The 19384-nt window shown below is 57.4% G+C and carries 15 protein-coding genes; 14 read left to right on the top strand and 1 reads right to left on the bottom strand.

The annotated features are described in order from the left end of the window. Positions 1-9: 9 nt before the first annotated feature. The 7 genes from B9Z49_RS03325 to B9Z49_RS03355 all read left to right on the top strand — a co-directional run bounded on the left by B9Z49_RS03325 (position 10) and on the right by B9Z49_RS03355 (position 10226). Positions 10-1176 (top strand): acyl-CoA dehydrogenase family protein, encoded by a 1167-nt coding sequence (locus tag B9Z49_RS03325; RefSeq protein WP_108352032.1) that lies wholly within the window; start codon positions 10-12, stop codon positions 1174-1176. 138 nt (positions 1177-1314) lie between these two features. After that, positions 1315-2268: a tripartite tricarboxylate transporter substrate binding protein gene (locus tag B9Z49_RS03330; RefSeq protein WP_158273410.1), complete on the top strand. Its 954-nt coding sequence runs from the start codon at positions 1315-1317 to the stop codon at positions 2266-2268. 7 nt (positions 2269-2275) lie between these two features. Beyond that, a complete protein-coding gene (locus B9Z49_RS03335; RefSeq protein WP_108352034.1) occupies positions 2276-3439 on the top strand; it encodes an acyl-CoA dehydrogenase family protein in 1164 nt (387 codons plus the stop codon). A gap of 95 nt (positions 3440-3534) precedes the next feature. After that, positions 3535-5664: an acetate--CoA ligase family protein gene (locus B9Z49_RS03340; RefSeq protein WP_108352035.1), complete on the top strand. Its 2130-nt coding sequence runs from the start codon at positions 3535-3537 to the stop codon at positions 5662-5664. A 179-nt stretch (positions 5665-5843) separates the two neighbouring features. Continuing rightward, on the top strand, positions 5844-7145 hold the full coding sequence (locus B9Z49_RS03345) for a DUF1254 domain-containing protein (protein WP_108352247.1): 1302 nt from the start codon (positions 5844-5846) through the stop codon (positions 7143-7145). Between the two features lie 4 nt (positions 7146-7149). Then, entirely contained in the window at positions 7150-8448 is a 1299-nt protein-coding gene (locus tag B9Z49_RS03350; RefSeq protein WP_108352036.1) for a DUF1254 domain-containing protein, read from the top strand. A gap of 62 nt (positions 8449-8510) precedes the next feature. Then, on the top strand, positions 8511-10226 hold the full coding sequence (locus B9Z49_RS03355) for an AMP-binding protein (RefSeq protein WP_108352037.1): 1716 nt from the start codon (positions 8511-8513) through the stop codon (positions 10224-10226). Positions 10227-10239: 13 nt separating this feature from the next. Here B9Z49_RS03355 and B9Z49_RS03360 read toward each other — a convergent pair whose 3' ends face one another. Next, positions 10240-12216, bottom strand: coding sequence for an alkyl/aryl-sulfatase (locus B9Z49_RS03360; RefSeq protein WP_108352038.1), 1977 nt, complete (start codon positions 12214-12216; stop codon positions 10240-10242). Between the two features lie 280 nt (positions 12217-12496). Here B9Z49_RS03360 and B9Z49_RS03365 point away from each other — a divergent pair, with 280 nt between their 5' ends. Genes B9Z49_RS03365 through B9Z49_RS03395 form a run of 7 tightly spaced genes read left to right on the top strand, consistent with a single transcriptional unit; the run spans position 12497 to position 19361 of the window. Then, positions 12497-13225, top strand: coding sequence for a TetR/AcrR family transcriptional regulator (locus B9Z49_RS03365; protein WP_108352039.1), 729 nt, complete (start codon positions 12497-12499; stop codon positions 13223-13225). Between the two features lies 1 nt (position 13226). Continuing rightward, a complete protein-coding gene (locus B9Z49_RS03370) occupies positions 13227-14309 on the top strand; it encodes a Zn-dependent alcohol dehydrogenase (RefSeq protein WP_108352040.1) in 1083 nt (360 codons plus the stop codon). Between the two features lie 11 nt (positions 14310-14320). Beyond that, positions 14321-15193, top strand: a complete 873-nt coding sequence (locus B9Z49_RS03375) for an SDR family NAD(P)-dependent oxidoreductase (RefSeq protein ID WP_108352248.1) — start codon at positions 14321-14323, stop codon at positions 15191-15193. A 29-nt stretch (positions 15194-15222) separates the two neighbouring features. Further along, a complete protein-coding gene (locus B9Z49_RS03380) occupies positions 15223-15543 on the top strand; it encodes a 2Fe-2S iron-sulfur cluster-binding protein (RefSeq protein ID WP_108352041.1) in 321 nt (106 codons plus the stop codon). Positions 15544-15571: 28 nt separating this feature from the next. After that, positions 15572-16834, top strand: a complete 1263-nt coding sequence (locus B9Z49_RS03385) for a cytochrome P450 (protein WP_108352042.1) — start codon at positions 15572-15574, stop codon at positions 16832-16834. Positions 16835-16848: 14 nt separating this feature from the next. Further along, on the top strand, positions 16849-18336 hold the full coding sequence (locus B9Z49_RS03390) for an NAD(P)/FAD-dependent oxidoreductase (RefSeq protein WP_233254494.1): 1488 nt from the start codon (positions 16849-16851) through the stop codon (positions 18334-18336). 53 nt (positions 18337-18389) lie between these two features. After that, positions 18390-19361, top strand: a complete 972-nt coding sequence (locus tag B9Z49_RS03395; RefSeq protein WP_108352044.1) for a tripartite tricarboxylate transporter substrate binding protein — start codon at positions 18390-18392, stop codon at positions 19359-19361. The last annotated feature ends 23 nt before the right edge of the window (positions 19362-19384 follow it).

Consider the following 19384-nt stretch of genomic DNA (forward strand, 5'->3'; position numbering starts at 1 on the left):
AGTACTTGCATGATTCGCAATGACGCAAAACTTGACGCCCTGCTTGACGACATACGTTCATTTGTTCGCGAACGATGGCATCCCATAGAGGATGAAATCGAACGCTCTGAAGAGATTCCTGAGTCAATCGTCTCAGAACTGCGTAACAAGGGGTACTTTGGCTGGAGTATCCCCGAGTCATATGGCGGCCTGGGTCTCACGGCAGAAGAACTTGTCTTGTGCGCGATGGAACTCTCCCAAGCTTCAGTAGCGCTGCGCGCGCGCGTGGGAACGAATACTGGCATCGGCTCAGAAGCACTCGTCGCAGATGGCACTGAAGAGCAGAAAAGGCGCTGGTTACCGCGTATGGCCACTGGCGAGCTCACTGGCTGCTTAGCACTCACTGAACCGGACGCAGGATCTGAAGCGACCAATATTCAGACCACTGCACGCCGGGATGGCGACAACTATGTGCTCAATGGAATGAAGCGCTACATCACCAATGCGCCTGTCGCAGACGTGTTCACAGTCATTGCACGGACTGAGGAGGATTCACGTGGTCATGCAGGTCTGACCGCCTTCCTGGTTGAACGGGGACCGGGATTGCGAACTGGCGCGCAGTACAAAAAAATGGGGCAAGCTGGATCGCCGGTTTCAGATGTTTTTTTCGAGAACTGCCGTGTGCCCGCCGTTAACATGATCGGTGAAAAGGAAGGCGTTGGCTTCCAAACCGTGATGAAGGTTCTGAACAAACAAAGGATGCACTTGGCAGCGCTTTGCACCGGACCGGCAATCCGCATGCTTGATCTCGCTGTGACTCATACGACGCAACGTGCACAGTTCGGCCAATCAGTTGCCAACTTCCAGTTAGTTCAAGCGATGATCGCTGACTGCCGTACAGAAATTTTTGCTGCGCGCTCCATGATTCTCGAAGCAGCGCGTGCACGTGATCGTGGAGAGGATGTAGCCCTCGCGGCTTCCATGTGTAAATACTTCGCCTCTGAAATGTGTGGTCGGGTTGCAGACCGCTGCGTTCAGATGTTTGGCGGTGCTGGCTACATCGCAGACTTCAGCTCAATCGAGCGTTATTACCGCGATGTGCGTCTCTTCCGCTTGTATGAGGGTACGAGCCAAATTCATCAACTCAACATCGCCAAGCTGACACTGCGTGAACATGAAAAAGCAGCTGTCAAATGAAATTGCGTGAAATTGAGCTTGACCAAATGATCACATCCCTTGCAGACCACCAAACCCTGAGCGTGCCCGCGAAGAATTTTCTGCAGGGCCTGAAAAGTTGATCACTTTCCTTAACCAAAAAACCACCAGGAGATGCAAATGAAAAGACGTTCCATGATCCTTTCGGGGGCAGCTATCGCCGCATTGCCTTACAAGGCCCTGCAGGCGCAAGAGGCGTTTCCCGCAAAACCCATTCGAATCATCGTGCCTTATCCTGCAGGTGGTGTGGTGGACGTTCAAACACGGGCCATGGCACAAGGTCTAGAACTGGGTCAACCGGTTGTTATTGAAGCGCGACCAGGTGCTAACGCCAATATCGCCGCAGAAGCCGTTGCGCGAGCTAACGCGGATGGTTATACCTTGCTGGTGTCAGCACCCTACCTGCTCAACAATCCATTGCTGGAACAAAATCTCCGATGGGCGCCAAAAGACTTCATCCCTGTCGCGCGCTTTTCTCTATCACCCAGCTACCTTTGCGTACCCGCTTCATCACCCGCACGCAGTGTGCGAGAGTTCATCGAAATGGCGCGTAAGGCGAATCCGGCATTGCAGTATGGTGATGGCGGCTCGGGCACCACCCAAACCATGGCCACCGAAATCCTCAAGCAAGTCACCGGCATCAAGCTTGACCCGATTCCCTACAAAGGCGCACCACCGATGGCTGTAGACCTGATCACGAACACCTTCGCGGTGGGGATTTTGCCTTCCAGTGTGGCCTTTCCTCACATCAAATCAGGCAAGTTGCGCGCTCTGGCCAACACCAGTGCCAACCGCTCACCCCAACTGCCAGAGGTTCCCACCATTGCTGAAGCAGGATTTCCAGAAGTGACTGTGTTGTCTTGGTACGGTCTGCATGCGCCAGCAGGAACCCCACCGGAGGCCATTCGCAAACTTGAAGCTGGTGTGCAGGCTGCTTTACAAAAGAACGATACAAAAGAACGGCTGACCACTGCGGGTGGCGAAGCCGCTTTCTTGTCCACTGCCGATTTCAGCCAATTCATGCGCAATGACTTGCAGATGTGGGAACGCATCAACCGCATGCTCAAAAAGTGACAAAGCCATGACCGCTCACTCCCCTTCCGTGCAAGTATTGCTTGAACGGGCCAGACGCTTCATTGATGAAGAAGTCATTCCGCGTGAAAACCTGCGCCGTGCACACGAGCGAGACTACAACTTGGCCTTGGTGCAAGAGTTGCGTGCGCTGGCCGTCTCCCAAGGTCTGACAGCGCCTCGTGGCGCCGTGGCCGATGGCGGTCTGGGCCTGAGCTGGGCGCAGTGCTGTGCTTACCTTGAAACTGCTGGCCGCAGTTTTCTTGGACCGGGGGCGCTGCAGTGCGCGGCCCCGGGCCAGCCGGACATCACCACACTCGAGGCTTTGGCCACACCATTGCAGCGCGAACGTTACTTGCGCCCACTGTTACAAGGGACCCAGCGCTCGTGCTTTGCAATGAGCGAACCAGCCCCGGGTTTAGGGTCAGATCCTCGCATGCTCAGCAGCCGCGCTGAGCGTACGGCACGGGGTTGGCGACTCAATGGCCACAAATGGTTCGCCACTTCAGCCTCAGTGGCTGATTTCGCCATCGTCATGGCACGTACCGAAATCGGCCCCTCGCTTTTTTTGGTCGATGTCCAGCAGCCAGGCTTTGATATCGTGCGAGACGTCCACACGGTCGAGCCCTTTGACTTGGGCGGTCACGCCGAGATTCGTCTGCAAGACTGTGAAGTGCCTGCCGATGCGTTGCTGGGTGAAGAAGGAAAAGGCCTTGAACACGCGCAGCTGCGGCTAGAGGGCGCCCGCCTGTTTCACTGCATGCGTCTGATCGGTCTGTCCTCGCGCGCCATGAGCTTGGCGCAGCAATATGCTCTCGAACGTCAATCACACGGTGCCCGGGTATCCGAGCACCAAATGGTGCAAGCCATGGTGGCCGATGCGCACATCGAGTTGCATGCTGCACGCCTGATGACTCTGGACACCGCTCAAAGGCTCGATGCAGGTGAATCGATTCGACACCATTCGGCCATGACCAAAGTCTTCGTGTCAGAGGCCGTTAACCGCGTAGCTGATTCAGCTGTACAGATCACAGGTGCTCTGGGTATTTCTGAAGATTGGCCACTGTCCATGATCCAGCGACTGTTGCGCCCATTCCGTATTTACGACGGGGCCTCCGAAGTTCACCGATCCGCCATTGCACGGCGCGTGTTCCACCAAGGTCTGGAAGCATGAGATCCATCTGAAGCACATGTCAAAAATAGATGCCCATATTTGAAAATTTGGGCCAGACAAAAATCCACCATCCTTAAGAAGAACATAAAAAAGACATGTCCACTGCCCAATTCGACCTCTTGCGCATGTTCAGCGCCCGCAGCATCGCCGTCATTGGTGCCTCCACCACGGGCAGCAAACCCAGTGGACAGCCTTTGCTGCACCTGCGTAATCTGGGCTATGAGGGCCAGGTCTACCCAATCAACCCGCGCTACACAGAAGTTTTTGGCTGGCCGTGTTTTCCGGACGTGGCTGCGTTGCCCGAAGTGCCCGATGTGGCGCTGATCGCAGTGAGCGCCGATCAGGTCATCGCCCAACTGGAAGCTTGTGGTCGCAAAGGCATCTGTCAGGTCATCGTGATCACCTCCGGCTTTGCCGAGATGGGCGGTGAGGGTGTGGCTGCCCAGCAAGCACTGGTCGATATGGCCAATCGGTATGGCATCGCCATGATGGGGCCCAATTGCCAAGGCATGATCAGCGTGGGGCAGGGTTTCAGCTTGGGATTTGGTGCGCCCTATGGGCTGCGGTACCGAAAAGGGCCCATCAGCATGAGCTCACAAAGTGGTGCCTGGGGCAACACCGTGCTGATGCTGGCCAACGATGCTGGACTGGGTTTCCAGCACTACCAATCTACCGGTAATGAAGCCCAGACCACCAGTCTCGACCTGGTGCAAGCTTGGGCAGACGATCCGCAGACTGGCATGGTGGTGTCGTATGTCGAAGGCTTTAAGGACGCCCACCGCATCGTTGATGTAGGTCGTCATATTTTGCGGGCCGGTAAACCTTGGTTGCTGTGGAAGGTGGGCACTTCCGAGGCCGGTGCACGCGCTGCCGCCTCCCATACTGCCAATTTGGGCGGGGACGCTGCGCTGTATCAGGCTGCATTTGCTCAAGCTGGGGCCATCGAGGTCACGGATGTTCAAGACCTGGCTGACCGCGCCCTGGCACTGCTGTCGCCACGCCAGCCCACTGGACCGCGTGTCGCGGTGGTCACGCTTTCGGGTGGAGCGGGCGTGCTGCTGGCCGACCACTGCGCACCCGCAGGCTTGGTGCTGCCGCCTCTGTCAGAGACAACCTTGGAGGCGTTAAGACAAGTGCTGCCGCCCTATGCCGGACTGCACAACCCGATCGATGTGACGGGCAACATCATCGCTCAAGAAGACAAGCTGATCACCTCCCTGCGTCTGATCGTGAACGATCCTGCGGTAGACATGATGGCCGTGTGCCTGGCAGCTGTCTCCGGGCCGGTGGGTATCAGGTTGGCCCAATGGGTGGCCGAGGTGGCTCAGGCGACCGACAAGCCGGTGCTGGTGTCCTGGACCGCCGACACCGCCACCACACAAGCCGGATATGACGCGTTGCTGGAAGCGGGTGTGCCGCGCTATGACACTCCTGTTCGCTGTGCCACCGGTATGGGAGCCATGTGGCAATTTGTCGCTGCCTGCCGTCGCGAAGCCGAGCGTGCGCGGGAGCCGGTGCTCAACTGCTCTCGCCCGTTGCGGCGCCAGCAACTGGCCACTGCCCACAAGGACCTGACCGAATACGAGGCCAAGCAGCTGCTGGCCGACTATGGCCTCCCGGTCACAGCCGAAGCATTGGCACACAGTGCTGACGAGGCCGTGCAGCAGGCTGCTGCCATTGGTTTTTCAGTAGCCTTGAAAGTGGTCTCACCCGACATTGCACACAAGACCGAAGCGGGGGGTGTGCGCATCGGCCTTAGCGATGCCGATGCCGTGCGTCAAGCTTACGATGAGATCCTTCTCAATGCGCAGCATCATGCGCCACACGCCACCATCGACGGGGTGCTGGTGCAATCCATGGTCCCTAGCGGGGTCGAGGTGATCTTGGGGGTCACGAACGATCCGCTGTTTGGGCTGGCCATCATGTTCGGTCTGGGCGGCATCTATGCAGAGGTACTGCGTGACGTGAGCTTCAGGATGTTGCCCATCACCCGCAGTGAAGCCGAGGCCATGGTGTGCGAGATCCGTACCTTCGCCTTGCTGGATGGTGCACGCGGTCAGCCCAAGGCCGATGTCGATGCGCTGGTGGACACCATCCTGAAGCTGGCGGCATTGGCACAAGATTTAGGCGAACACATCTCCGGCATCGACATCAACCCCTTGTTCGTAAAACCGGCTGGGCAAGGTGTTGTGGCGGCCGATGCGCTGATCCAGATCAAGCGCTGACCATCGGCCAGCGACCAGCCACGCCAATACCTGCCCTGGGTGGTCAGTGCGCCTGCGTCCATCCGCATGCATCGAACGGGCTGGTTTGTCGTATAGGTGACGAAAAAGCTGTCACCCACGTGCCATTCACAGGGTTTTTGGCGTTGTCAGAGTGGTTCAGTTTGACTACGCTCAAAAACATGAATGCACATTCACAAAATCAATCACCCCAAACGGCGGTCACTGCGGTGATGGCCAAGCCTCTAGTGCTGTGGGGCTACCCCTTGCTCGAAGTCCTTCGAACCTGCCAAGTGCAAAGCAATCCAGAAGCCACACCTGCATTCGGTCGCGGCCCCTTCGGGATGTTCCACGGCAGTGACAGACCCTGGACACACGAAGACCGAGATATCGTCACACCCTCGTGCGATCTGTTGTATTACAACGCTTGGATCTGGATCGGAGCTTCCCCGGTTCGACTGCACATCCCTCCGAACCACGGCCGGTATTACGTGGTGCAACTGATGGATGCCTGGAGCGAAAACTTCCACAACGTGGGTCTGCGCAACACGCCAGCCGAAGGTGCGGATTGGTGGCTGATTCACACCGAGGACCCGATGCCAGCGGGAGTTGATCCAGCGCGCGTGGTGCGCTGCCCCACTCGCTTGGTCTGGCTGCTGGGGCGCGCGCTGGTGGGGGATCTCTCCGATGTGCCCAAGGCACGCGCATTTGGAGATGGCGTTCAGTTGCAAGGCAGCGGACCTCGCCCTTCATGCGTTAGCCAGTGGCGAGACAGCGACCATGCCGCCGACGATTTTTTTGCCAACCTGCTGCAGGCGGTCGATGAGATCGGGGTACCGAGCAACGCCAGTGACCTGCGTCCACTGATGCGCAGCTTGCGCTTGCCACCAGGTGGGCTGGATGCGCTGGAGCGCAGCAGCCAGCGTGTACGAGAGGGCTTGCGACATGCCTACTCCGAAGGGATACATCTGATCAAACAGCACATCGTTAACTTGACACGAAAGCCCTGGACCTGGAGTCCCCATTTGGGCATCTGGGGCGACAACATCCTGATGCGCGCCACAGTGGCCATGAAGGGGCTGGGCGCGTTAGCGGCCACCGAAACCCTCTATGCACAGGCCGATTTCGACGCCGACAGTGAACCTTTACACGGCCAGCATGGCTACACCTTGCGCTTTGAGGGTGGCCACATGCCGCCGGCAGACGCCTTTTGGTCGGTATCGCTCTATGGCGAAGACCGCTATTTCGCGGCCAATCCGATGGGTCGCTATGCGATTGGGGATCGAACCAAAGGCTTGCGACTCGGTCAAGACAACTCTCTGACGCTTCAAATTCAGCACGAACGCCCCGCTGAAGGCGATGCGAACTGGTTGCCAGCGCCATCAGGACCGTTCTACCTGATTTTGCGCATGTACCACCCGCGCGAAGAGATGCTCAACGGCCGCTATACCCTCCCCCCCGTCCAACGCGTCAAAGAAAGATGACCCCATGAACCGCAACGATCTGGCCAGAGAGGCCATCCTCTACACGCTGCCCTTGTATGAAACAGCACGGATGCAAGCAGCAAGCAGTCCACGCAAAAATACAGAAGGGCTCTTTGCGGACCCGGCGGGTGGTCCCGAATCTAAGCGCCGCTGGGCCAATGTGTTTTCACACACGCGCCAACTGCTCAATGCCAAAGACCGCCGAGTGGTCACACCCAACACTGACACGCTCTACACCAGTACCTGGATCGATCTGTCAGACGGACCTTTGTTGTTGCACACCCCGGACACTGGCGAGCGCTACTACGTGCTAGGGCTGTTGGACTTCTACACCAACCCTTTTGCGCATCTGGGCACCCGCTTGAATGGCAATGCGGCCCACACGTTTTTTCTTCATGGACCTGGCTGGCAAGGCACCCCACCGGCTGGTACGCTGCCCATTGAGTGCGCCACCCCAACGGTGTGGCTGATTGGCCGTATTCTGGCCCTGCCACATGAGGACCTGGCCCCTGTTCACGCACTCCAGGACGCCTTTCGCTTGACCACCCTTCAAGGTGAGCCAGCGGCCCGTATCGTCACATGCAGCCTCCATGGGCAAGACAAGCTGGGCGACGCCGCCACCTTCGTCCAAGTGGTCAATCGACAGCTGGCCATCAACCCACCACCTGCTGATGAAACGGCCGACCTGGCTCGCTTCGCAGTCATGGGCATCGGAGCGGGTCTGGACTCATCACAGGCCGACTTGCCCTTGTTGCAACAAACCTTGACCGAGATCCTGTCCGAATTGGATGCCCCGGCTTCTTCCGATTTGGAGGGCGGCTGGAATGCCTCGGTCGAAGTCACTGACCACTATGGCCGCGATTGGTTTACCCGAGCCCGCGTGGCCCGTTGCTACATTGGTCTGCTGGGTACGCAGGAAGTCATTTACCAGATGGCACACCGCGACAGTCAGGGCCGCCCACTGGACGGGCGTCACCGTTACCGCCTGCGGTTCGCACCAGGAGGCTTGCCACAGGTCGATGCCTTCTGGTCGCTGAGCCTTTACCGCAAAAGCGATTACCTGTTCGTGGACAACCCGCTGCAGCGCTACGCCATCGGTGACCGCACAGCCGGCTTATGCGACGACCCCGATGGCGGTTTGACGATCTGGCTAGGCCATACGTCACCCCCGCAGACCAGCAACTGGTTGCCCGCACCGGCTGATACTTTTTACGTTGCCCTGCGCCTGTACCTGCCTCGCAAAGTTCACCAGAATGGCCATTACAACTACCCGCTCATCGAGCGGGTCAACGACAGCGCCTGAGGGTCAGGCCTGACCGCAATGCCTGCGCCATGAACCTGACATCCTCAACCAAGGCGTCACTTATGACCACCCACCTTCAACCTGCAACGGCCACTTACCGTCTGATTCTTGACCATGTTCAGGACCACGAAGTTCAGCGGGCTGACCAGGTCTACCTGACCCAGCCTGTGGGTCAAGGCCAAGTGCGTGATTACACTTGGCGCGAAACACTCGATGAGGCACGCCGCATGGCGCGGCACTTGCAGTCGCAAGGTCTCGAGCAGGGCACTCGAATCGGTCTGATCACCAAGAACTGTGCCCATTTCATCATGGCGGAACTGGCCATCTGGCTGGCCGGTGGCACAACTGTGGCCTTGTTCCCGACCGAGTCGGCCGACAACATTCGCTTCGTCCTGGAGCACAGCGAGACACGCCTGCTTTTCGTGGGCAAACTCGACAACTGGGCGCGTCAGCAAACAGGAGTGCCCCAAGGTCTTACCTGCATCGCGCTGCCCCTGTCAGATGCCACAGCAGATCAGCCTGATCTACCCCGCTGGGAAGACATCGTCGCCAGCACCGAAGCATTGAACGGTCGCATTAGGCGCGATTCGAAGGATCTGGCGCTTATTTCTTACACATCCGGATCGACCGGCGAACCCAAGGGAGTCATGCACAGCTTTGGCGGTATCAGCGATGCTTCCGAACGCACCATGGCGTTGATCAACGAGCGCACAGGTCACCCGTCTGAGCACCGCGTCTTGTCGTATTTACCGCTGTCCCACGTATTCGAACGCTCAAAGATCGCCTGCTGGTCTCTGGTGGCTGGCAATGTGCACGTGTTCTTTTCCGAATCGCTGGTCACGTTTGTGGATGACCTCAAGCGCGCACGGCCCAACTCCTTCATTTCAGTGCCCCGGCTGTGGCTCAAGTTCCAGCATGGTGTCTTCGCCAGAATGCCGGCAGAGCAGCTGGACGCGGCGCTGGCAGACCCTGTCAAAGGCCGAATGGTCGCCAAGCAGGTACTGGCATCGCTCGGTCTGGACGCGGTGGTGTCGGCCGGCAGCGGCTCGGCGCCCATCTCAGCCGAGCTGATTGAGTGGTACCGCAAGCTGGGGCTGGACTTGATGGAAGGCTACGCGATGACCGAAGACTTTGCGTATTCACATGGTTCGCTGCCGCAGTACAGCAAACCGGGGTATGTTGGAGGAGCGCTTCCAGGCGTGCAATCGCGGCTATCACCCGAGGGTGAAATTTTGGTCAAGTCGCCTGGCTGCATGGTCGGATACTACAAACGTCCTGACCTGACGGCCGAAGCCTTCACCGATGACGGCTATTTCCGCACTGGCGATTGCGGACATTTTGAGCCCAATGGCATGCTCAAACTCACTGGACGGATCAAGGAGCTGTTCAAGACGACGAAAGGCAAATATGTGGCACCTGCACCGATCGAAAGCCGATTGAACAACCACCCAATGATCGAACTCAGCATGGTGTGCGGCACCGGTCAGAGCGCTGCATGCGCCCTGGTTCAGCTGTCAGAGCAGCACCAGACACAGCGCCAGGACCCTGCGATGCGAGAACAAATCGAACTCGAGCTGGCGCGGCTGCTGGAGGACGTCAATGTCACACTGAGCGATCACGAACAGCTGCGCTTGATGGTGGTGATGAACGAGCCATGGACCATTGACAATGGTTGCCTAACGGCCACGCTGAAAATCAAGCGCAACGCCATCGAGGCCAGCGTCCAGCAACGTCTCTACGACTGGTACGCACAACCGGATCAGGTCCTCTGGGCCTGACAAATCGAAGGGCCTACTCAGGCAGCTGAAAACTGCTAATAGGTGGCAAAGGCTCCAGCACAGCAAAGCCACGGTCAAAGGTGTCGAGCAGCATCAGGAATTCCTCAAAAATTTCTCGCGGGCCTTGCAGCTGTATGCGTCCGCTGTCCAGCGCATCTGCAAAACTCAGCTGCTCGAGAGAAATGTCATCGAGTGTCGCGCGGCTCAGGCGCAATTGGACATCCACTTTGCCAACAGGTTCTTCGCAGGCATGGCGCAACACACCATTCGACAGTGTCAGCACATGGCTGGCGTCTGGTTCGCTGAAAAGCCAATGCATCACCAGGCAATGCCGCGCTGCGCGAGGTCCGTTCAGGCGCATGGCCAAATAATCAAAATAATGCAATAGGGGCAGCGCACGGATCATGTCGCGGCTGGCAGCCATCCCAGATGCCAAGCGCGGCGGCCCATGGCGCAGCTCCCGGGCGCCTTGCAGGTAAGCATTACGCCAGGTGGATGACTCGGTCTGATAACCCAGTTGTTCCATGGCTTGGGCGCACAGTCGCCGCGCTTCGGCGCAAGACGGATCCACCCACACAATTCGGGCACAGACATCGGCCACCCAACGGTATTCACCCGCAGCCAAGTCGGCACGTGCCTTGCTCAATACGACGTCCACGCCGCCCATGTAATCGATGGTCTTGCGCGCCTGTGCTTCACGCGGTAACGGGTCCAGGAATGCCGGGTGGCCTTCATAGGCACCCAGGTAGCGCTGGTACACGGCCTTCACGTTGTGCTTGAGGTGACCATAAAAGCTGTGTGTTGACCAATCCTGTTGGAGTGCCTCTGGCAAGCGAATGGCTTCGGCGATGTCGCCCCCCGTGTGTCCGTGGTTCATCAACCGCAATGTCTGGTCATGCACGAACTTGTAAAGATCGTGCTGGCGCAACAGATACTCGCCCATGGACTGACTGCCCCAAACTGGCCAATGGTGCTGAGCAATCAGCACATCGCTGTGAGCAGCATACCGTTGGCGTGCACCTACCAAATAGCTCGCCCAGGCACGGGCATCGCGCACCTGGGCTCCGCGCAGGGGCAGCAGGTTGTGAAAGTTGTGGCTGGTGATTTCGGCCATGTTGAGCACACGCAGGCCAGGGTGGTGGATGATCATCTCGGCTGGGGCTTCAGCCCCAGGTGTCAACTCGAACACACATTCGATGCCATCCACGTCGAAACTCTCTACCGGTTGGGTGATCAGCCGATTGGGTGCAATCAGTGTGACGGTCCCAGCTGAGACCGCCTTGCCCAATCCCGCATCCACCTGACCAAGCTCACCGCGAGGTAACAATGCGCCGTACTGAAACAAGGCACGCCGTGTCATGGCATTGCCTGCCATCACGGTTTCGCTGATGGCGTCATCCATGAAGCCCACAGGTGCAATCACCTGAACTCGGCCGGCTATGACATCGGCCTCGTCGATGACGCCACGCACGCCGCCAAAATGGTCCACATGGCTGTGTGTATAAACCACCGCCACCACCGGCCGTTGTGGCCGATGCTGGTGGTACAAGGCCAGCGCCGCAGCGGCCACCTGGGTCGACGTGAGCGGGTCAATGATGATGAGTCCGGTGTCACCTTCCAGAATGGTCATGTTGGCCAGATCCATGCCGCGAACTTGGTAAACACGGTCACAGACCTTGAACAAGCCGGTGACCATATTGAGGCGGGCATGTCGCCACAGACCGGGGTGCACACTGTCGGGCGCCTGCTCATTAGCCAGGAAACCATAGGCCTGCAGGTTCCAGACCGGGCGGCCGTTGGGGCGCAGAACGCCTTCGGGCGGCAAGGGTGCGACCAGTCCCCGACGCGCATCGTCAAACGCACGGTCATCGTGCAAGGGCAAATGCAGCCGCTGGGCGGCTTGGCAGGCACGGGTGTGCATCGAGGCCGGTTGAGGATCTTCTGTCGCCAGGTTTTTTGCAGGCTTACGAGCAGGTGTGTCAGAGGTCATGCGTTGAAGCGACAATACGTCGCGATGGGTGACGAAGTTTGGCCATTAAAAATGGATACGAATCAGGCCCTTGGCGAACCCATTGCGATCGCATGATGAGCGAGCCGATTGGAATCAAACACATGGTTTTCCCTTGGTTCTTAAAACTGGTGCTTGACAAGTGCTGCCAGGCGGAATTATTGTGAACCCAAATTCATGTTCTGTATTTTGCTTTTGAAAGCCGCACTTGTCCACCCTTCCATCGACTGCCTCAGCAACGTCTAGAAAATCAGCTTCAAACATGGAGAAAAAACCCATAGAGGCTGTCGTCAAGGCCTTTCCAGCCAAGCAACAAAGGTCCGAGCAAACCCACGAAAAGTTGCTGCAGTCAGGTCTCGATTTGTTGCGCGATGGGGTTTTTGATGACATTTCCATTGCGCAAATTGCGGCCCGAGCAGGATGCGCTGTGGGTTCCTTTTATCTGAGATTTCGCAACAAAGAGGCTTTTTTCAAATTTCTCATTGAAAGCATCAGCGAAACCTTAGAAGCAGACCTGCACGCTAATCTCACCCCAGAAAGCATCAAAGAACTCAACTTGGCACAAACGGTGCGTCACTGTGTGGACCATTACGTGGAGACCAACCGACAGTACGAAAGCATCATTCGTGCGGCCGTGCAATACAGCATCAATGACAGCGATGACTGGCAACCCGTAAGGGACAACGGGCTAAAGCTGCACGATCATTACATTGATTTGATCCTCAGTAAATCAAGAAAATCAAACCAAGAAGAAGTCCGGCAACAACTGATCGTCGGCTTACAAATCATCAGTGGACATTTGGTCAATAGCATTACCCACCCGATCAACCGCTTACCCCTGCATGACCCTAACCTCAGCCATTGGCTGTTTGAAGTGGTCATGCACTGCTTAAAGGTCAAGCCGCCAGAACCCGCCATGTCACAGCAAAAAAAGGGGCATTTGCGGACCGCATCCCCAGCGAAAAAAACCATCATCAAAAGGAGCAAATAAATTGAAAGCCGCCGTATTTCATGGCCCAGGTCAGCCCATGACCATCGAGAACATCGAGATCGAAAAACCCAAGCGCAACGAGGTTTTGGTGCGCACCCGTGTCAGCGGTCTGTGCCACAGCGACTTGCATTTCATCGAAGGCAAATACCCCACGCCAGTGCCCGCTGTGCTCGGCCATGAAGCTGCAGGGGTGGTGGAAGCTGTGGGGGAGGACGTTACCCACGTGAAGCCAGGCGATCATGTGGTCACCTGCTTGTCGGTGTTCTGCGGCCATTGTGAGTATTGCGTGACGGGCCACCAAACACTTTGCAGCAACACCGCCGTCAAGATGCCGCCCGGCTTGGCCAAACGCCTGCGCTGGAAGGGGGATCACCTCAACCAATTCCTCAATCTCTCGACTTTTGCTGAGCAAATGCTGGTGCATGAAAACGCATTGGTCAAAATCCGCGAAGACATGCCTTTGGACTTGGCGGCACTGCTGGGTTGCGGGGTTCTGACAGGTTATGGCTCGGTGGTGCACAGCGCACAACTGGAGCCTGGCACCACGGTGGCTGTGCTCGGTTGCGGCGGCGTGGGCCTGTCCACCATTCATGCGGCTCATCTTGCTGGCGCAGCCAGGATCATCGCCATTGACATCGATCCGGCCAAACTGGAGATGGCCAAGATTTTTGGTGCTACCGATGGCATGGATGCCAAAGACCCGGATATGGCAGCCAAGATTATCGAGATGACCCAGGGCGGCGTGCATTACGCATTCGAATGCATCGGTCTGAAGTCCACCACTGAAGCTTCATTTGCGATGCTGCGCCCTCGCGGTTTGTCCACCATTGTGGGCATGATCCCGTTGGGTACCAAGATCGAGTTGCACGGCTTTGACTTTCTACGCGAGCGTCGCATTCAAGGCACGATGATGGGCTCGAACCACTTCCGACTTGATATCCCCCGCTTGGTGGAATTTCACATGCAGGGCCGAATGAAACTCGACCAGCTGGTTTCGAACCGACTCAAGCTGGAGCAGATCAACGACGGTTTTTCTGCTCTTCAGCGAGGCGGTATCGCTCGCAATGTGATCGTCTTTGTCTGATGGAGCGAGCCATGAAACGATTGCAGAACAAAGTCGCCGTGATCACTGGCGCCTGCTCGGGCATTGGGTTGGCCACCACCGAGCTGTTTCTTTCTGAAGGTGCCCAAGTGGTGGCGGCAGACGTTCAGGACGAGGTAGGCCAGCAACTGCAAGAGAAATATGCAGGTCAGCTGCATTTTGCGCATTGCGATGTGACCCAGCTCGATGAGTTGCGCGCCGCCATCGACAGTGCCGCCAAGCATTTTGGTGGGCTGGACATCCTGTTCAGCAACGCAGGCCGTATCGGCACCATGGGTGGCGTTCAAGCTTTCAATGCCGAGGCTTGGGATAGCACCCAAAACCTTTTGTTGCGATCTGTCGCGGCAGGCACCAGCTACGCCGTGCCCCACATGATCAAGCGCGGCGCAGGCGCCATCGTCAACACATCGTCCATCTCTGCGTTGCAGGCTGGCTACGCCCCATTGGCCTATTCGGTGGCCAAGGCGGGAGTGCTGCATTACACGCAAGTGGCAGCGGCCGAACTCTGCGCCTTAAATATCCGCATCAACGCTGTGGTTCCGGGATTCATTGCCACGCGCATCTTCGGTGGGCTTTTTGGCATGGACCAACAGGCCTCGCAAGACTTGGCCAAGCGTGTGAGTGACCACAGCAGCAGCGCCAATCCGATTGGCCGTGCCGGTCAGCCGCAAGACATTGCCGAGGCCGCTCTTTATCTGGCCAGTGATGCCGCCCGCTTTGTCACTGGCACCCACATCACTGTGGATGGCGGGATCACCATCGGCCCCCGCCACAGCTGGGATCCTCAGACAACCAGCCCCATGAGCCAAGCACTCGGCGTGTCACGCGAGCAGATCGAAGCCATGCGCAAGTCAGCCGATTCCTGAATTTCGATTTTCCAGAAAGATTTTTGTCCATGTCACAAGTTCATTTCATCAGCTTTGACGGTATTCGCCGCAGCGTTGAGACCCCGATTGGCGAGAACCTGATGCGCGCTGCCACCGATAACGCTGTGCCTGGCATCGATGGCGATTGCGGCGGCCAGTGCGCTTGCGCCACTTGTCACGTTTACGTGTCCGGGCCCTGGGCAGAGCGGCTGCCCATCATGCGCACCAATGAGAACGATATTTTGGAATTCACCAACGAGCGCAAGGAATCTTCCCGACTGGCCTGCCAGATCGTCATGACGGCCGAGCTTGACGGCATCGAAGTCCATATGCCCGAAGGCCAACACTGAAGCTGTCGATGAACCGAAAGAAAACCACATGAAACTGTCACAAGCCGAAATTCAGGCTTCAGCCCGTGCCGAAGCCTTTGCCATGCCGATCGAGCAGATCGACCCCGGATCACCTGCTTATTTTGAGAACGACACCGTTGTTCATTATTTCGAACGCCTTCGTCGTGATGATCCTGTCCACCACTGCGACAGCGCTTTGTACGGACCGTATTGGTCGGTGACCCGTTTCCAGGACATCATGCAGGTGGACACCAACCACGGCATTTACTCTTCAGACTGGACAAATGGTGGGATTGCCATCACCGAACCACCACCGGGTGAAGCGAAGTTGCAGATGTTCATCGCCATGGACCCTCCGCGCCATGACGTACAACGCAAGGCAGTTCAGCCCATTGTCGCGCCGGGCAACCTGGCCAACATGCAGAACCTCATTCGAGAGCGGACCTGCAAAGTTCTCGACGGCCTGCCTCGTGGCGAGACCTTCAATTGGGTAGAGCATGTGTCTATCGAGCTCACCACTTTGATGCTGGCGACTCTTTTTGACTTTCCGATCGAGGACCGTCACCTGTTGACGCACTGGTCAGATGTGGCCACCGCCAACAAGGATGTGGACCCCAACGCGCCAACGCGTGAAGAACGCCTGGCTGAATTGCAAAAGATGGCGGCTTATTTCACCCGCCTGTGGAATGAACGCGTCAACTCAAGTCCAGGATCCGACCTGATTTCCATGATGGCCCACAACCCGGAAACCCGGAACATGTCTCCGCAGGAATTCATGGGCAATCTGGTGTTGCTGATCGTGGGTGGTAACGACACCACTCGCAACTCGATGACCGGAGGCCTGCTGGCCCTGCACAACAACCCGGCCGAATGGGACAAGCTGCGAAACAATCCAGCCTTGGTGGACAACATGGTCTCGGAAATCATTCGCTGGCAGACACCGCTGGCCCACATGCGCCGCACAGCCTTGCAAGACACAGAACTGGGCGGCAAACAGATCAAAAAAGGCGACAAGGTGGTGATGTGGTACCTCTCGGGCAACCGCGACGAGGAAGCCATTCCCAACGCGAGCCAGTTCATCATTGATCGGCCACGTGCACGCCAACACTTGTCTTTTGGCTTTGGCATCCACCGCTGTGTGGGGAACCGCTTGGCAGAGATGCAACTGCGGATCCTGTGGGAAGAAATTCACAAGCGCTTTCCCGTCATTGAAGTCGTGGCCGACCCGGTGCGAGTGCGTTCGCCCTTTGTGCGTGGCTTCACCGAACTCATGGTGCGCATACCCACATGAGCGAGGCGCCTGACATGAAGCCGTTGCCCGAGCAATTGGATGTGCTGATCATCGGCGCCGGTATTTCTGGCGTCGGTGCTGCCTGCCACCTGCAGCAACAGTGCCCGGACAAACGTTTTGCGTTGGTCGAGGCCCAGGCCAGTTTCGGCGGCACATGGCGGACTCACAACTATCCCGGCATTCGCTCCGACAGCGATCTTTTCACCTTTGGCTACCGATTCAAGCCGTGGCGCGGCAACCCGATCGCCAGTGGCGATCAGATCTTGAACTACATGAACGAGGTCATCGACGAATACGACTTGACTGCGCGGATCCATTACCGAAACCGTGTGACCTCGGCCCGGTGGTCTTCTGTCGACGCCCGCTGGCATGTCGAGATCCTGCACACGCCACAAGAAGGCAAGCCTGTCATCCGCCAAGTGCGCTGTCAGTTTTTATGGATGTGTCAGGGTTACTACAGTCACGCCGCGGGTTACACGCCGGAATGGTCCGGTATGAATGACTTTGCCGGTCGCATCGTCCACCCGCAACAATGGCCGAGAGACCTCGACCTGACCGGTCAGCGTGTGGTGGTGATCGGTTCTGGCGCGACCGCCGCAACACTGGTACCTTCCCTGGCGGGCCGCTGTGCGCATGTGACCATGCTGCAGCGATCACCCACTTGGTTTGCAACTGGGCGCAACGCCAATGAACTGGCCGACACGCTGCGCGCACTGGACATACCGCACGAATGGACCCATGAAATCGTGCGCCGCAAAGTGCTTTTTGACCAAGCTCACATCCAGCGGCGATGTGTGCAAGAGCCCGAGACTGTGGCGGCTGAACTGCTCGCCGCAGCCAGAGAGGCACTCGGCCCCGAACACGCACACTTAGTCGATGTCCATTTCAAGCCGACCTATCGTCCATGGCAACAGCGTTTGGCCTTTGTGCCCGATGGCGACCTTTTCAAAGCGATACGTCATGGGCAGGCCAGTATTCAAACTGGTTCGATTGAGCGCTTCGTGCCAGAAGGCATTCGCCTGAGCAACGGTGAGACTGTGCCCGCCGATGTGATTGTGACTGCCACAGGTTTTAACCTGAACGTATTGGGTGACATTGATTTCCAGATCGATGGCAAGCCGCTGGACTTTGCGGGCAGCGTCACTTGGCGCGGCGCCATGTTCACAGGCTTGCCCAATTTATTGTGGGTGTTCGGCTATTTCCGTGCCAGTTGGACGCTGCGCGCCGACTTGCTGGCCGACTTTTTCTGCAAGCTTGTGAAGCACATGGACCAACACGAATTGCGCAGTGTGGTGCCAGCGATTCGACCTGAAGACCAAGACATGACCTTGAGCCCCTGGGTGCGGCCCGACAACTTCAATCCCGGTTACCTGGCCCGAGGCATGCATCAGTTGCCACGCCAAGGTGATCGTGCACCCTGGTTGCACCTGCAAGACTATTCGACCGACAAGAACGATCTTCCAGTGGCCGCACTCGATGACGGCTCTTTGATTTTTACCTGATTTTTTCTCAACGCACCTAGAAAATTTTCACCACAACAACCAGGAGACACTTCATGACAAATGCATTGACACGCCGCCAGACTCTTCAAGCGTTGGGGGCCAGCTTGCTGCCGATGCCGCTGATTGCAGCAGCGCAAGCCGCTTTTCCAAACAAGCCCGTTCGAATCATCGTGCCGCTGCCTGCCAGCGGTGCAGCCGACGTGTCGGTGCGCATCTTGACAGAATTCATGCAACAGCCTCTGGGCCAAAGCCTCGTGGTGGAGAACCGACCCGGTGGGATTTACCAAATCGGCATTCAGGCCATCACCAGCGCTCCAGCGGACGGTTACACCCTGATTCACCTCAATGCAACCATGTGTGCCGTACAGGCTTCGCTCAAACGCTTTGACATGCTCAAACAACTCATTCCCGTGGGGTTGATGGGCTCAACAGATGCCATGCTTTGCATTGCCAACAATGCGCCATTCAAGACTGCACAAGAAATGGTTGCATGGGGCAAGGCCAACCCCGGCAAGCTCAACTATGGCTCCACAGGTCCGGGCTCGATGGAGCATTTGAGCATGGTTAGCATCATGCAACGTGTAGGCATCACGGGTAACAACATTCCATTCAAAGGCGGTCCAGATGGTGCCTTGGCGCTGGCGCAAGGTGAGATCCAGGCTATGGCATTGCCAGCGCCACTGATCATTCAGTTCAGAGACAAAATCAGACCTGTGATTGCCCTGACGGAACAACGGATTGGCTTCTTGCCTGATTTGCCCACCGCCAAAGAGCAGGGGCTGGATATCCCCACGGTGAATTACTGGGGTGGCCTAGCGGTCCCTGTTGGCACCCCAACTGCTGTCGTCGAAACCCTTGAAAAAGCCATGAGCGTTGCCGTGAATAACCCGGCGCTGTCTCAGCGCTACACCCCATTGGGACTGAATGCACGATTTGCAGGTGGTGCCGCATTCAAAACCATCATCGAACGTGACCTTCAGTGGTTGGGCGATGCAGTCAAGTCGGCCAATTTGCAATTGAGCTGATGCATTCAATCCAAGAGCGGGCC

The sequence above is a fragment of the Limnohabitans sp. 2KL-51 genome (genome assembly GCF_003063645.1).
Taxonomy (GTDB): domain Bacteria; phylum Pseudomonadota; class Gammaproteobacteria; order Burkholderiales; family Burkholderiaceae_C; genus Limnohabitans_A.